At 67.9% G+C, this 12,847-nt stretch carries 15 protein-coding genes; 6 read left to right on the top strand and 9 right to left on the bottom strand.

Going from position 1 to position 12,847, the window contains the following annotated elements; all coding sequences use genetic code 11:
• Positions 1-54 precede the first annotated feature (54 nt).
• Positions 55-816 (top strand): lysophospholipid acyltransferase family protein, encoded by a 762-nt coding sequence (locus tag ACFVAV_RS21925; protein WP_379036905.1) that lies wholly within the window; start codon positions 55-57, stop codon positions 814-816.
• Here ACFVAV_RS21925 and ACFVAV_RS21920 read toward each other — a convergent pair.
• Positions 810-1,121, bottom strand: coding sequence for a GNAT family N-acetyltransferase (locus ACFVAV_RS21920; protein ID WP_379036904.1), 312 nt, complete (start codon positions 1,119-1,121; stop codon positions 810-812). The two genes, ACFVAV_RS21925 and ACFVAV_RS21920, sit on opposite strands and share 7 nt — an antisense overlap.
• 156 nt (positions 1,122-1,277) lie before the next feature.
• Here ACFVAV_RS21920 and ACFVAV_RS21915 point away from each other — a divergent pair, with 156 nt between their 5' ends.
• Positions 1,278-2,405: a glycerate kinase gene (locus tag ACFVAV_RS21915; RefSeq protein ID WP_379036903.1), complete on the top strand. Its 1,128-nt coding sequence runs from the start codon at positions 1,278-1,280 to the stop codon at positions 2,403-2,405.
• 18 nt (positions 2,406-2,423) lie between these two features.
• On the opposite strand, the gene ACFVAV_RS21910 is transcribed toward ACFVAV_RS21915, so the two are convergent.
• Positions 2,424-2,801 carry a winged helix-turn-helix transcriptional regulator gene (locus tag ACFVAV_RS21910; RefSeq protein WP_379036902.1) on the bottom strand — a complete coding sequence of 126 codons (378 nt, stop codon included), beginning with the start codon at positions 2,799-2,801 and terminating at the stop codon, positions 2,424-2,426.
• Between the two features lie 93 nt (positions 2,802-2,894).
• Between ACFVAV_RS21910 and ACFVAV_RS21905 the strand changes: the two genes are divergently transcribed.
• Positions 2,895-3,824: an NAD(P)-dependent oxidoreductase gene (locus ACFVAV_RS21905; protein ID WP_379036901.1), complete on the top strand. Its 930-nt coding sequence runs from the start codon at positions 2,895-2,897 to the stop codon at positions 3,822-3,824.
• A 49-nt stretch (positions 3,825-3,873) separates the two neighbouring features.
• Here the strand turns inward: ACFVAV_RS21905 and ACFVAV_RS21900 are convergent, their stop codons facing one another.
• The 3 genes from ACFVAV_RS21900 to ACFVAV_RS21890 are packed head-to-tail and all read right to left on the bottom strand — an operon-like array spanning position 3,874 to position 5,871.
• Positions 3,874-4,110 carry a helix-turn-helix transcriptional regulator gene (locus ACFVAV_RS21900; RefSeq protein WP_379036900.1) on the bottom strand — a complete coding sequence of 79 codons (237 nt, stop codon included), beginning with the start codon at positions 4,108-4,110 and terminating at the stop codon, positions 3,874-3,876.
• Positions 4,100-4,948 (bottom strand): ABC transporter permease, encoded by an 849-nt coding sequence (locus ACFVAV_RS21895; protein ID WP_379036899.1) that lies wholly within the window; start codon positions 4,946-4,948, stop codon positions 4,100-4,102. Before ACFVAV_RS21895 ends, ACFVAV_RS21900 begins: the two co-directional genes overlap by 11 nt.
• Complete coding sequence (locus ACFVAV_RS21890) at positions 4,945-5,871, bottom strand: ABC transporter ATP-binding protein (RefSeq protein WP_379036898.1); 927 nt, start codon at positions 5,869-5,871, stop codon at positions 4,945-4,947. The genes ACFVAV_RS21895 and ACFVAV_RS21890 overlap by 4 nt, the downstream gene beginning before the upstream one ends.
• Before the next feature lie 181 nt (positions 5,872-6,052).
• On the opposite strand from ACFVAV_RS21890, the gene ACFVAV_RS21885 reads away from it, so the two are divergent.
• Positions 6,053-6,499 carry a nitroreductase/quinone reductase family protein gene (locus ACFVAV_RS21885; protein WP_379036985.1) on the top strand — a complete coding sequence of 149 codons (447 nt, stop codon included), beginning with the start codon at positions 6,053-6,055 and terminating at the stop codon, positions 6,497-6,499.
• Here ACFVAV_RS21885 and aroQ read toward each other — a convergent pair.
• Both aroQ and ACFVAV_RS21875 read right to left on the bottom strand, forming a co-directional pair.
• A complete protein-coding gene (gene aroQ, locus ACFVAV_RS21880; RefSeq protein ID WP_379036897.1) occupies positions 6,496-6,945 on the bottom strand; it encodes a type II 3-dehydroquinate dehydratase in 450 nt (149 codons plus the stop codon). The genes ACFVAV_RS21885 and aroQ overlap by 4 nt on opposite strands.
• Before the next feature lie 15 nt (positions 6,946-6,960).
• Positions 6,961-7,542, bottom strand: coding sequence for a hypothetical protein (locus tag ACFVAV_RS21875; protein WP_379036895.1), 582 nt, complete (start codon positions 7,540-7,542; stop codon positions 6,961-6,963).
• Between the two features lie 398 nt (positions 7,543-7,940).
• Between ACFVAV_RS21875 and ACFVAV_RS21870 the strand changes: the two genes are divergently transcribed.
• Together ACFVAV_RS21870 and ACFVAV_RS21865 are read left to right on the top strand one after the other, a co-directional pair.
• On the top strand, positions 7,941-9,620 hold the full coding sequence (locus ACFVAV_RS21870) for an NTF2-like N-terminal transpeptidase domain-containing protein (protein WP_379036894.1): 1,680 nt from the start codon (positions 7,941-7,943) through the stop codon (positions 9,618-9,620).
• A gap of 84 nt (positions 9,621-9,704) precedes the next feature.
• Entirely contained in the window at positions 9,705-10,061 is a 357-nt protein-coding gene (locus ACFVAV_RS21865; protein WP_379036893.1) for a DUF3054 domain-containing protein, read from the top strand.
• Positions 10,062-10,104: 43 nt separating this feature from the next.
• Here ACFVAV_RS21865 and ACFVAV_RS21860 read toward each other — a convergent pair whose 3' ends face one another.
• Positions 10,105-11,250 (bottom strand): YbhN family protein, encoded by a 1,146-nt coding sequence (locus ACFVAV_RS21860; RefSeq protein WP_379036892.1) that lies wholly within the window; start codon positions 11,248-11,250, stop codon positions 10,105-10,107.
• A 9-nt stretch (positions 11,251-11,259) separates the two neighbouring features.
• A complete protein-coding gene (locus tag ACFVAV_RS21855; protein WP_379036984.1) occupies positions 11,260-12,843 on the bottom strand; it encodes an adenylate/guanylate cyclase domain-containing protein in 1,584 nt (527 codons plus the stop codon).
• Positions 12,844-12,847 lie beyond the last annotated feature (4 nt).

Below are 12,847 nucleotides of genomic sequence, written 5' to 3'. Positions count from 1 at the left end.
GACCGGAAATATTCTCCGCGAAACGGCCGTGGGCGCGCCCGGTAGGGTCGCGGCATGCACTCGCCCGAGGTATTGCTCGAGAACAGCGACGCCGTGTACGACTACTACCTGCGACATCAGCAGAATCGCTGGAAGGCGCTGGGTGGCTATGCCATCCTGGCCCGGCGGTTCCGGCCGCGGGTGGCCTTCGTCGATGGCGCGAAACAACAGCTGAAGGCGCTGATCCGCAGCGGGCGCCCGGTCGTCTACGCGATCAATCACCTGTCGAACAGCGACCCGTACACCGTCGCGGCGACCGCCTGGTACTCACCGTTGCGCTCGAAGATCGGCCGCGTGCGGGTGCTGGCCAAGGACGAACTGTTCATCGATCCCGATCAGCGCCGCAAGGTCGACATGATGGGCGGCATCCCGGTCTTCCGCGGGCGCGACCACGGCATCAGGGCCGTCAACGCCGCAGGTCAGCGCATGATGGACATCTGCGCGCAGCGCCTGGCCGCCGGTGATCACCTGGCGGTCTTCCCCGAGGGCACCTGCAACCATGTCGATCCGACGAAGGTGCAGCCGGTCGGTAGCGGGATCGGTCACATCGCGTTCCGCGCGGCCAAGCTGAACGCGCCGCCCGCGCTGGTCGCCCTCGCGATGAGCTACGGGCCGCAACCCGATCCGACAGTGGAACCCACCGCCGAGGAGGCCGTCTCGGCGCGGTTCGTGTTCCGTGAGCCGGTGCTGGAGCTTCCGCAGCGGCCCGGCGACATCGCCCGGCTGGTCAAGGAGGAATTGCAGCTGGCCGTCGACGGAGCCGTCGCCCGCTACTGAGGCAGCCCGAACAGCTCCCTCGCCCGATGCGGCACCAGCGAGATGTAGGCGGGGTGGGTCTTGACGAAATGCAGGACCACCGGACACAGCGGCAGCACGCCGAATCCTTCGGCGCGGCTGGTGTCGAGCGCGGCCAGGGTGAGCACGTTCGCCATGCCCTGGCCCTCGAATCGGGGATAGATCTCGGTGTGCACCAGGGCGCGTTCGGCCCCGGTGTCCTGGTACTCGATATAGCCGGCGGGAGCCCCGTCGGCGGTGAGTTCGAACCGCTCGAGCGCGGTGTTGTTGCGGACCTCGGTCGCCATGCGTCGAAACTACCCCGGTCAGCGGCCGGACCGATGGGGTCTGTGTATGGCGGGTTCGGGCCCGAGCCCGGAGAATGTCGGGATGATCGGTCAGCGCCCGGAGAAAGAAGCCCGCGTAACCACGCAGGGCGCCCGAGCATGCCAGGAGGACACAGCATGACCGACCGACCACGCGTGGTGCTCGCCCCCGACAAATTCAAGGGTTCTCTCACCGCGCCCGAGGTCGCCGCGGCGCTGGCCGCCGGGATCCATCGCCGCGCGCCGGGCGCCGATGTGCACTGCGTGCCGGTGGCCGACGGCGGGGACGGCATGGTCGACGCCTTCGTCGCGGCGGGCTGGCAGCGGGTCGAGGTGGCCGCGCCCGGCCCGACCGGTGCGCCGGAGCGCGCGGTCTACGCCGTCCGCGGTGACACCGCGGTCGTCGAACTGGCGGCCGCGGTCGGGGTGGCCAAGCTGCCCGGCGGCAGGCTCGACCCGATCGGGGCGAACACCTTCGGCCTCGGTGTCGTGGTCGCGCACGCCCTCGACAACGGCGCCCGCGAGGTGGTGCTCGGACTCGGCGGCAGCGCGTCCACAGACGGTGGCGCGGGCCTGCTGCGCGCGCTCGGGCTGCGCCTGCTCGACCGGAACGGGCGCGAATTGGGTGGTGCGCCCAGCGATGTGGTCGCGCTGCTCAGTAGCGTGGTCGCGGTCGATCGGGCGGGGCTGCACCCGGCGATCGCGCAGACCAGGTTCACGCTGGCCTGCGATGTGGACAATCCGTTGCTCGGCCCGGCGGGTGCGGTCGCGGTGTACGCGCCGCAGAAGGGCGCCGACCACGCGCAGATGCGCGAACTGGAAGCTGCACTGACCAATTGGGCTGCCGTGCTGGGCACCGGCTATGCCGAGATCGGTGGGTCGGGCGCGGCGGGCGGCACCGGATTCGGTGTGCTGGCCGTCCTCGGCGCGCAGGTTCGCAGCGGTATAGATGTGCTGCTCGACCTGCTGAAATTCCCGGCGCTGGTGGACGGCGCCACCCTGGTGGTCACCGGCGAGGGGTCACTGGACCATCAGAGCATGCACGGCAAGGCGCCGGTCGGTGTCGCCGCGGCGGCCAAGGCTGCTGGTGTCCCGGTAGTCGCCGCCGTCGGGCGAACGCTGTTGTCCCCCGGCGAGATCCGTGCCGCCGGATTCGCCGGGTGCTACGCGCTCAGCGATTTCGAACCCAACCCGCGCCTGTCGATCAGGAACGCGGCCGCGCTGCTCGAACGTGTGGGTGAGCGAATCGCCGTGGAGCGCTGGTGATTCGCTCAGCTCGCTGAATCACATCGCGACGGAGGCGGTGCGCACCGGTGCGGACTGGGCGCGGGTGCCCGCGGCGAGTTCGGTGCGGTGCGCGTCGCCCCACGCCTCGAGCGGGATCAGCGCCAGCCGCAGAGTTTCCCCGAGGTCGGTCAGCGAGTACTCCACGCGCGGCGGGATCTCGGGATAGATCTCCCGGTGCACCACGCCCGTGCTCTCGAGGTGGCGCAGGTTCTCGGCGAGCACCTTCTCGCTGACGCCGTCGAGCATGCGCCTGATCTGCCCGAATCGCTGCGGTCCGCTGCCGAGCACCCACATCAGGTGCAGTCGCCACTTGCCGCCGACGACGTCGATGGCCAGGCTCATGCCACACACATCGTGATCTGCGTCACTGCTCATGTCCGGTGCACCCTTCTGACCGTATTTCGAACCTCTGGGTAAGCAACCGCACGTCGACGTTCGGTCTTCCCCGACGATACCCGCGCGACCACCATGGATCCCGGCGCCGAAACCATCAAGCATCGAGAATCGAAGGGGCAGTACATGTCCGAGCAGAGCAAGACCCGTTCCGTATCCGTCCTCGGTCTCGGCCCGATGGGCCAGGCCATGGTCAGGGCCTTCCTGGCGGCCGGCGTCGAGGTCACCGTGTGGAACCGCAGCACGGCGAAGGTCGACGCGATGGTCGAGCTCGGCGCGAAACGCGCCGACTCGGTGGCCGAGGCGCTCGCCGCGAACGAGGTGTCGGTGCTGAGCCTGACCCACTACGCCGCCATGTACGACGTGCTCGGCCAGGCGCCGGAAGCCTTGGCGGGCAAGGTGATCGCCAACCTGTCCTCGGATTCGCCGGAGCAGGCGCGGGCCGGTGCGGCCTGGGTCCGCGAACGCGGCGCGGAGTTCATCTCCGGCGGGGTGATGTCGGCGGGCGACAATATCGAGCATCCCGCGTCCTACATCTTCTACAGCGGCCCGAAGACGGTGTTCGACGCGCACGCCGAGCTCCTGCGCCCGCTCAGCCCGCAGGAGTACCTCGGCGCCGACGACGGCCTCGCGCAGGTCTTCTACCAGGCACTATTGACCACCTTCCACCCCTGGCTGCTGTCCTTCGACCAGGCGACGGCGATGATCGCGAAGTCCGGTCACGACATCGCGAAGTTCGTGCCGTTCGCGATCCGCTCGAGCGAGGCGTATCCGTACTTCATGGAGCAGTTCTCGGTGGCCAACCAGAACGGCGGCTGGGCGGATCTGGCGACACTGAAGATGATGGTCGCCGGCGCGCAGCACATCATCGACGCCAGCGAGGAAGTCGGCGTCGACGCGGGGTTCTCGCACCTGTCGCAGCAGTACTGGCGCAAGGCGGTCGAGGCCAGCGAGGCGGCGGGCAAGCCGGTCTCGACCTACGAATTGTTCCGCGGCACAGACTGATCCGACGACGAAATCCGCCCGGCACGCGAGGTGCCGGGCGGGTGCCGGGTCATGCGGTCTCGGTGCCCAACCGGGGGAACGGTTCGGTGGCGAACACCACCTCCACCGCCACCTCGAAATAGGCCGCGATCCGCAGGGCGAGATGCAGGCTGGGGCTGTATTCGCCCCGTTCGAGGTAGCCGACGGTCTGGTAGTGCACGCCCAGCGCCTCGGCCAGGTCCCGCCGCGAGATGCCGCGCTCGGCGCGCAGCATCGCGATGCGGTTGTAGATGACCTCAGAAGGCACGCTGCATCGCTTTCTCGCGGCGGACGGCCACGCTCGAACCGGACTCGTGTCGGGCCGCTCGCCGCAGCACGATCGGCGCGACCAGCAACCCGACGATCGACCATACGCCGAGCACCGCGGCCGTTTCGAGGTGCCGCCACGATCCGTCGATCTCGATGGCGACCGCCTCGGCGGGCAGCAACGCCGAACGCATGCCGAGGCCGAGCCAGTACATCGGGAACAGCTGGGCGAGGCTCTGCAACCAGCCCGGCAGCGCGGTGATCGGGTACCAGATGCCGGAGATGGCGATCATCCCCAGCAACGGCAGTGTCAGCAGGAAGATGTCCCTGGCGCCGACGATCAGACCGCCCAGAATCGCGCCGATCGGCAGGGTGGCCAGCAACCCGAGAACGACCACCCACGCCAGCGTGACCACGTCGCCGCCGGACACCGAGAAGCCACCCACGATCACGGCGCCGAGGCTGACTATCACCACCAGCTGCACCAGTACCGCGCCCGCGGTCGTGCCGACCTTGCCGATGAAGTAGCCGACGATGCCGTTCGGGACCGTCTTGGCGCGCAACAAGGTTCCGTCCTCCCGGTCCAGTGCGAGAACCTCGGCGATCCCGTACAGGCCGTTGAATGCGATGACGCACCCGAGCAGGCCGGGGACCGCGAGTTCGCCGATCGACAGGTCGGTGTCGTGGTAATTCCGGTCGCGCAGGAAGAAGATCGCGATCAGGAACAAGGCAGGCGTCAGGAACTGGCCGACCAGACTGGTCCCGTTCGTGTACAGCTGGCGCAGTTCGATCCGCATGGCAGCCAGGCCGCCCTTGACCGCAACGAGATTCGGATTCATCGCACAACCTCCTGCAACGAGTGGACGGGCTCGGTCGAGCCGGATTCGAAGCGTCGGACCAGCGTCATGTACGTGTCTTCCAGCGAGGCGCGATGCACTTCGAGATCCGCGATCAGGTCACCGTGCTGCTTGAACAGTTCGTGGACGTACTTGGTCGACTCGGTCGTCGTGTGGACGAAGCGCTGACCGTCGCAGGTCCAGCGCACCTCCGCCTCACCCGCGGTGGCGGCGCTGAGCTCCTCGGGCGAACCGTCGGCGATGATGCGTCCGCCCGCCAGGATCAGGATCCGATCGGCCAGTTTCTCGGCTTCGTCCAGATCGTGTGTGGTGAGCAGGACGGTGGTGTCGTCGAGGTCGGCGAGACGGTGTACCAGATCGTGGAAGTCGCGCCGTGCGGCGGGATCGAAGCCTGCCGTCGGTTCGTCCATGAACAGCAGTTCGGGCCTGCCCACGATGCCGATCGCCACGTCCAGCCTGCGCCGCTGGCCGCCCGACAAAGTGGCGATCTTGGCGTCGGCCTGCTCGGTCAGCCCGACGAGAGCGATGAGGTCATCTGTGTCCCAAGGCCGGTGGATTCGGCCGGTGGAATAGGGGCGGTAGTACGCGCCCAGGTGGGCCAGCAGTTCGCGCACCCGCCACCGTGCGTGATCACGCCAGGATTGCAGCACCACGCCGATGCGCGCGCGCCACTGTTCGTCACCGTGTTCGGGATCGGTCCCCAGCACGTCGACCCGACCGGCCGACCTCCTGCGAAACCCCTCGAGGATCTCGATCGTGGTGGTTTTGCCCGCGCCGTTGGGCCCGAGCATGACGAGCACCTCCCCGCGCTCGGCCTGAAATGTCACATCGTGCAGGACGTCGGTGTCGTCGTATCGCATCCGTAGTTGCTGAACGTCGAGAACAACGCCGTTACTCGAAGCCATGAGTCCTCCCAGTCATCGACCTTCGATGAGATGTAGCATACGTACTACATTTCATCGCGGCAATACTTCGGACGAAAGGGGGCATTCGAGAAAGAGAGAGCACTGCTCTTGACAAGCGATCGCGCATCGCGCATGCTTGTACTCAACAGAGAGCAGTGCTCACAGTTCAGGAGTGATCAGCATGGACAACGCCACCCGCTACCTCGGCCCCACCGGCTTCGACCCGATCATGAACAAGATCGCCAACCTGCTGCCCAAGCTCGGGATCAGCGTCATGGGCTCGCGGCTGCTGGCCGTGCGCGGTCGCAAGAGCGGTGAATGGCGTACCACGATGGTCAACGTGATGACCGGCGCCGACGGCGCGCGCTACCTGGTCGCCCCGCGCGGGCACACCCAGTGGGTGCGCAACCTGCGCGTCGCCGGCGACGGTGAACTGCGCCTGGGCCGCAAGGTGGAACAGTTCACCGCCACCGAGATCGCCGACGGCGACAAGGTGCCGCTGCTGCGGCTCTACCTGGAGAAGTGGGGCTGGGAGGTCGGCAAGTTCTTCGAGGGCGTCACCAAGGACTCGACCGACGACGAACTCGCCGCGATCGCACCGGGTTTCCCGGTCTTCCAGCTCGCCTAGGACTTGCTCAAAAATTCGATCGCCGCGGCGTAACCCTGGATGCCGAGGCCCGCGATCACCGCGGTCGCGATCGGGGAGACGAACGAATGGTGCCGGAACTCCTCGCGGGCATGCACATTGCTGATGTGCACCTCGACGATCGGCACCTCGGGGATCACCAGGGCATCGCGCAGGGCGACGGAAGTGTGAGTGAGTCCACCCGGATTGATCACGATGGCCGAGACTTCACCGCGGGCCTGCTGGATCCGGTCGATCAGGGCGCCTTCGTGATTCGACTGGAACGCGACGATCTCGCGCCCGAACCGGGCGGCCGTCCGCTCGCACAGCGCGACCACGTCGTCGAGGGTGTCGGCGCCGTAGATCTCCGGCTGGCGGGTGCCGAGCATGTTCAGATTCGGCCCGTTGAGCACGAGGATCGGGCCGGTGGCCTGCACGGTGTCTGCCATGCAGGCCACCTTAATTCACAGGCCGGTCGGGCCCTCCGAGCGCAGGTCGTCGACCTTGCGCATGGCCTCGCGGAGCTCGGCGAGCCAGGACTCGGCGTGCTTGCCTGCCAGTTTCACCGTCCAGGCCAGCGCGTCGGCGCGGGAGCGGGCGACGCCCGCGTCGATCAGGGTGTCGAGGACCTGGCGTTCGGGCTGACGCAGCCTGGTCATCACCGGAACGGCGAGGTGGGTGAACAGGATTCGCTGACCGTCGACCCGCACACCCCAGGCGACGCTGCGGCCGTAGCGCCGCTGGGCCTCGTCGGCGATCTGCATCCTGGCCGGGCGGGTGGACTCGCGGAAGCGGGCCAGGGCACCTTCTTTCGTCGCCGCCGACACCGGCGGCGCGTCGGCGTCGGCCGACTTGGGCTGCGGCACCGGGAGTTCACCGACGACCACGATCTCGTCGCGGTCGATATTGATCTCGGGCGGGCCGGTGAACCAGTCGGCGGGCAATCGTCCGGCGAACCAGTCGGGGGCGTCGGCCGGGTCGGGGAGATCTGCTTGCTGCCAGCCGCCCGGCCGGCCGAATCCGCGTTCGCGATGGGCGTTCCGCATGGAAATCACCTGCTATCTCTGTTGCGCACGTTGCGATGATTACAAGATTACGCCGATATATGCGTTGCGGTTTATGCTCTGCGAGAACGGTGCCTTGCCGAGTGATCCGCGCCGACGTCCCCAGGGTTGGGTGTCGATGGGCCGGGGTACCCTCGCGTTGAATCGCCGGGACGATATGAGTTCCGCGCGACGTGGCGTGACTGTCGGTACGGTAAGTGCGCCAGTTGTTGCCACTGGCTGGGCGAGGTTCGAAAACACCCCTTCATCGGGGCAAGATTTCGGGCACAATCAAGGTGCTGAGGATGGGTAGCGTCCCGCGATACCGGGGCATCGGAGACGGGTCAACTTCGGGTACGGTGGATTTGTTACCGGAGTGGCAAGAGTGAAGAGTGGGCGATATGGATGTGTGGGGATCCCGCCGCTTTCGCGTCCGGGGCGCAATGGCGATCGCGGGGGTTGCGACCCTCGCCATCGCGCTGTGCTCGTGCGGGGTGGGTGGGAACACGAGTGAGTCGGAATCGGTTGTCCAGCGGTTTACCGACCTGCTGGACGAGCAGGACTACGCCAAGGCCGCCGACCTGACCTCGTACCCCGCCGCCGCTTCGGCAACCATGAAGCAAATGTTCGAGGGCCTGGCGACCGGCACGGTCGACTACGAGAACACTCAGGTCATCGAGCTCGACGCGCAGTCGGCGATCTTCAGCATGCATGTCGCCTGGAACTTCGGCGAGCACAAGGACTGGACCTACACACTGCAGGGCACCGTCCGCAAGCTCGCCATCGGCTGGCGGATCTCCTGGGACCCCGCGGTCATCATGCCCCAGCTGGCAGGCAATCGCACCGTCAAGCTCGTGCGCACCACCGCGAAGCCGCCGCCGCGGGTCGTCGACCTGTCCGGTGACGCGCTGATGACCGAGCAGACGATCAATGTCATCAAGATCGATCCGAGCCGCACCGGTGACCTCGTCGGGTCGACCAACGCGCTGGCAGACGCCATCGAACCGGTCGCGCCGCTGATCACCGGACCGTCGCTGATGCAGCAGCTGGCCGGGTCGCAGGGCAAGCCGGTCGTCGCGGTCAACCTGCGCGATGGTGACTTCGCGATCCTGGAACCACGGATGGCCGCGGTGCCGGGCGTGGTGATGGAGAAGCAGCCAAGGCTGATCTCCGCCGACCGCCGCACCTGGTCGCCGATGCTGGACGCGCTGCGCGAGGTGTGGAAGGACAGCCAGGAGACCACCTCGGGCTGGGGCGTGCAGATCTTCGAAGCCGACGGCCGGTTCGTCAACCAGGTCGCCGGATATCAGGGCCCGGCCGGGCCGGACATCTCCGCCACCATGGACCAGCGGCTACAGCGCGCGGCCGAGGACGCGGTGGTCAGCGTCGGCACGCCGGCCTCGGTCGTCGCGATCCAGCCGTCGACCGGCGCGGTCGTCGCGGTCGCGCAGAACAGCTACGCCACCGAGAAGGGCCCGATCGCGTTCACCGGGCTGTTCCCGGCCGGCGGCACCATGGAACTGTTCCGCACGGTCGCCGCCGCCGCCAAGAACAAAGCGCCGCAGGATGTTTCGGAGCAGGAGGCGGCCGAGGCGGCTACCGCGCTCGGTGTCGGGGTCGACTTCAAGGTGCACGGGCTCGACGAGGTGACCGGACGGATCAGCGCGCCGGGCCGCAGCACCGAGCAGGTGCGCCAGGGCGCGGGCGCCGACGCGGTGCTGGCCAGCCCCTTCGGCATGGCGATCGCCGCGGCCGCGATCTCGCGCGGCTCGGTGGTACCGCCGATGATCGAGAACGGCAAGCCGAGCTCCACCGACACCCCGATTCCGGCCCTTACCCCGCCCGCGGTCGACCGATTGCGCGGCATGATGCACGAGGGCATCGGCAAGCCGGAAACCACCGCGCTGCGCGGGTTCCGCGATGTCACGGCATTCGCCGCGACCGGCGGGCCCGACGGCTGGCTGCTGGCCACCATGAACGATCTGGTCTTCGCGGTGCACATCGCCGACGCCGACAGTGGTGACGCCACTTCGCGACTCGCCGCCGTGCTGCTGAAGTCCCTCGCCTCGCCGGAGCCGTAAAACGGGGTGTGCGTGCAGAGTGTGCCCTGATCAGTGGGGGTTGGTCGGTTCTTGGTGTTGATCATGAACGGTTAGGCTGCTCAGGTGAAGAAGTTCGCGCCGTTCGCCGCTGATGCCTTGTTGGTGATCGTCTTCTGCGCGATCGGGAGGCGCAGCCACGACTCGGCGGTCATCGCCGGTCTCGTGAAAACCGTGTGGCCCTTCGGCATCGGATTACTCATCGGCTGGGCGCTGGCGGTGCTCGTCGCGCGCAACGCCCGTTTCGACGCGACGGCGCTGTGGCCGAGCGGAATCCTGATCTGGCTCGGCACCCTCGTCGGCGGCATGGTGCTGCGCGCCGTGAGCGGTCAGGGCGTCGCCTTCAGCTTCGTCATCGTCGCCGCGTGCGCCCTCGCGCTGTTCCTGCTTGGCTGGCGCGCCGCTATCCGCGCGCTGCGGTGACGTGGATGTCCGGTGCGTACATGGGTAACTCACCGGGTACGGGCTAACTTGGTTCCGACGACCCGCCGGACGCGTCCTCAGATTCTCCGCGCCTGAGTCTGGCCTGAATACGCGGAGAGGCGGAATAGAATTCCTGCTCGTACTCTTCGTCGTCGGCCTGTGGCGTGCGGAACAGGAACGCGAAGACGATCCAGCCCACGATCGCGACCAGGATGAAGCTGACCAGCCGGTAGACGAACGCGGCGGCGACGGCCTGGGAGGCGGGCAGGCCCGCGCCCGCGGTGAGGCCGTAGATCAGGGTCGCGTCGACGTAGACGATGCCGCCAGGCGCGAACGGGATGGAACCGACGGCCTTGCCCGCGGTGAACGCGATGAGCAGGCCGGAGAGCTTGGGATCGGCGCCGACCGCGTAACAGGCCGCGCCGAGACAGGCCACGTCGGCGAACCGGTGCATCAGCGCCCAGACGCCGACCATGGCCGCGTCCTTCTTGCCCAGGTCCACCGATTCGAGCTGGGCCCTGATCTCGGCCAGCTTCGCGATGCCGTGATCGGCGGGCTTCTTGCGGATCCGGTTCACCAGCGCGAGCACGCGGCGCAGCATCGCCTCCAGCGTGCCGGGATGCCGGGCGAGATAGTTGCCCGCGATCAGCAGCGCCGCCAGGATCACCAGCGATCCGATGAGTTTGGGCCCGATCTGATTCCCGACCAGCGCCGCACCGGCGATGCCGAGCAGCGCCAGCCCGGCCGCGGCCACCACGCCGGAGAAGACCAGTTGCCAGGACGCGACGATCGGGCTCGCCCCCCAGCGCCGGGTCTGGCGGTAGGTGAACGCGGTGGAGAACACCTGGCCGGCGGGCAGCGTCACCGACATCGCGGTCGCGCCGTACACCACCGACACCGATTTGCGCTGGCTGACGTCGACCCCACCCGCGTGCAGCAGCTGCTTCTGCACCCGGCCGAACCCACTCATCGACATCGCCTGCAACACGATGCACAGGACCAGCCAGCCCCAGTGGATCTCGGTGAGCGTGCGCCAGGATTCGTGCAGGCGCGGCCACAGGTAGATGCCTTCGCCGACGAGCAGGGCGAGTAGCACCGCGCCGAGCACCCATTTCACCCATCGGAACCGGCGGCGGCGCTCGACCGGGGGCGCGGCGGGTTCACCGGTTAGGTCGCCTTCGGCCGTCACGGTCTCAGCCTAGTGAGCACAGTCGGCCCCCGGCCGTCCGCAGACCGCGCATGGCCGGAGCGAAGGCGGAGGTACGCCTAGCGAACGCAGCTGTTCTTCCTGGTCCGCGTCGTCCGTGGCGGTTGCCGACTTGGGCCAGGCCAGGCGGGTTTTTCTGCGTCTGCCACGCAGCTGGACCTCGTCGCCGGTTTCCCAATGGTCTTGCTCGCTTTCGTCGGCGAAGTAGAGCGCGCTGCCCGAAGCGAGAACGCGGCCGGGTTGATCTTTGGCCAATTCGGTGAGCCGCGACGCCTCGTTGACGGGGTCGCCGATCACGGTGTATTCGAAACGATTCGCGGCGCCGATGTTTCCGGCGACAGCCAGCCCCGCCGAGACGCCGATGCCGACGTCGAGGCTGGTCACCTCACGCAGGGCCTCGCGCAGATCGCGGGCGGCGGCCAGCGCGGCGCTCGGTGCGTCGGGACGGTCCAGCGGCGCGCCGAAGATGGCCAGCGCCGCGTCACCGACGAACTTGTTGACGAAACCGTGGTGGCGGTCGATCACGTCGACCACCACCCGGAAAAACTCGTTGAGCAGGCTGACGACCTCGGTCGGCGGCCGTTCGGCCGCAGCGGCGGTGGAGCCGACCATGTCGACGAACAGCACCGCGACGAACCTGGTCTCGCCGCCGAGCTCGGTGCCGTAGTCCAGCGCGCGCTGGGCCACGTCCTCACCGACGTGCTGGCCGAACAGTTCCTGCAGCTTTCGCCGCTTGGCCGACTCGTCCATCATCCGGTTGAAGCCGACCTGCAGCAGGCCGATCTCACTGCCGTCGTAGACCTCCACCTGCACGTCGCGCGCGCCGCCCTGCACCCTGTTGATGGCTTGGGACAGCTGACGGACCGGGTCGGAGATGGAGGAACCGGTCAGCATCGACAGCGCCAGCGCCTGCAGGATCACCACGCCGCACAGCAGCAGGATCGAGATGGCCAGCGATTTCGCCGAGAACTTCACATCGGAGGAGATCTGGGTGACGCACAGCAGCACGATCGCGATGGTCGGCGCGAAGGTGCCCATGCCCCAGGTCATCGCCATCCTGGTGCCGACACCGGGCGTCAGGGTGTGGTCGAAGGTGCCCTCGGTCAGCGCCTCGGCGGCGACCGGGCGCAGGATGCGTTCACCGAGCATGTAGGTGAAGCCGAACACGATGGTGGCGGCCATACACTCGGTGACGATCACCGCCCCCGCCAGCTCGGGCGATTCGACGATGATCAGCGCCGCCAGGATGCCGCCGCCGATGATCCACAGCACCAGATGCAGGATCGACTGGCGCAGCGGCACGTGCAGCGCGGCCATCTGTTCCTGCCTGCTCGGTGGGCCGCCGCGCATCTGCCAGCGCATCACCGGCCGTAACATCAGTGCCGCGCCCAGGATGCTCAGCACCGCGGCGGCGCCGAAGACCAGCACCGGCGCGAGAAAGCCGGTCTTACGCACGCCACCGGGATCGCCTTCGGGTACGGGCAGGCCGTATTGGATGAAGGCCCACACCAGGACCGCGCCGAAGGCGTTGGCCAGCAGTACCGAGGTCAGATACAGCGGCCAGCGCGTTCGCATGGTC

Source organism: Nocardia sp. NPDC057663, from assembly GCF_042799895.1.
Taxonomy (GTDB): Bacteria; Actinomycetota; Actinomycetes; order Mycobacteriales; family Mycobacteriaceae; genus Nocardia.
This window is presented reverse-complemented; position numbering and strand designations above follow the sequence as displayed.

What these genes read in the sequence shown, in the direction of transcription:
- ACFVAV_RS21895 (WP_379036899.1), bottom strand. Translation starts at nt 4,948, where the DNA reads ATGAATCCGAATCTCGTTGCGGTCAAGGGCGGCCTGGCTGCCATGCGG.
- ACFVAV_RS21920 (WP_379036904.1), bottom strand. Translation starts at nt 1,121, where the DNA reads ATGGCGACCGAGGTCCGCAACAACACCGCGCTCGAGCGGTTCGAACTC.
- ACFVAV_RS21870 (WP_379036894.1), top strand. Translation starts at nt 7,941, where the DNA reads ATGGATGTGTGGGGATCCCGCCGCTTTCGCGTCCGGGGCGCAATGGCG.
- ACFVAV_RS21890 (WP_379036898.1), bottom strand. Translation starts at nt 5,871, where the DNA reads ATGGCTTCGAGTAACGGCGTTGTTCTCGACGTTCAGCAACTACGGATG.
- ACFVAV_RS21915 (WP_379036903.1), top strand. Translation starts at nt 1,278, where the DNA reads ATGACCGACCGACCACGCGTGGTGCTCGCCCCCGACAAATTCAAGGGT.
- ACFVAV_RS21910 (WP_379036902.1), bottom strand. Translation starts at nt 2,801, where the DNA reads ATGAGCAGTGACGCAGATCACGATGTGTGTGGCATGAGCCTGGCCATC.
- ACFVAV_RS21905 (WP_379036901.1), top strand. Translation starts at nt 2,895, where the DNA reads ATGGATCCCGGCGCCGAAACCATCAAGCATCGAGAATCGAAGGGGCAG.
- aroQ (WP_379036897.1), bottom strand. Translation starts at nt 6,945, where the DNA reads ATGGCAGACACCGTGCAGGCCACCGGCCCGATCCTCGTGCTCAACGGG.
- ACFVAV_RS21875 (WP_379036895.1), bottom strand. Translation starts at nt 7,542, where the DNA reads ATGCGGAACGCCCATCGCGAACGCGGATTCGGCCGGCCGGGCGGCTGG.
- ACFVAV_RS21925 (WP_379036905.1), top strand. Translation starts at nt 55, where the DNA reads ATGCACTCGCCCGAGGTATTGCTCGAGAACAGCGACGCCGTGTACGAC.
- ACFVAV_RS21855 (WP_379036984.1), bottom strand. Translation starts at nt 12,843, where the DNA reads ATGCGAACGCGCTGGCCGCTGTATCTGACCTCGGTACTGCTGGCCAAC.
- ACFVAV_RS21885 (WP_379036985.1), top strand. Translation starts at nt 6,053, where the DNA reads ATGGACAACGCCACCCGCTACCTCGGCCCCACCGGCTTCGACCCGATC.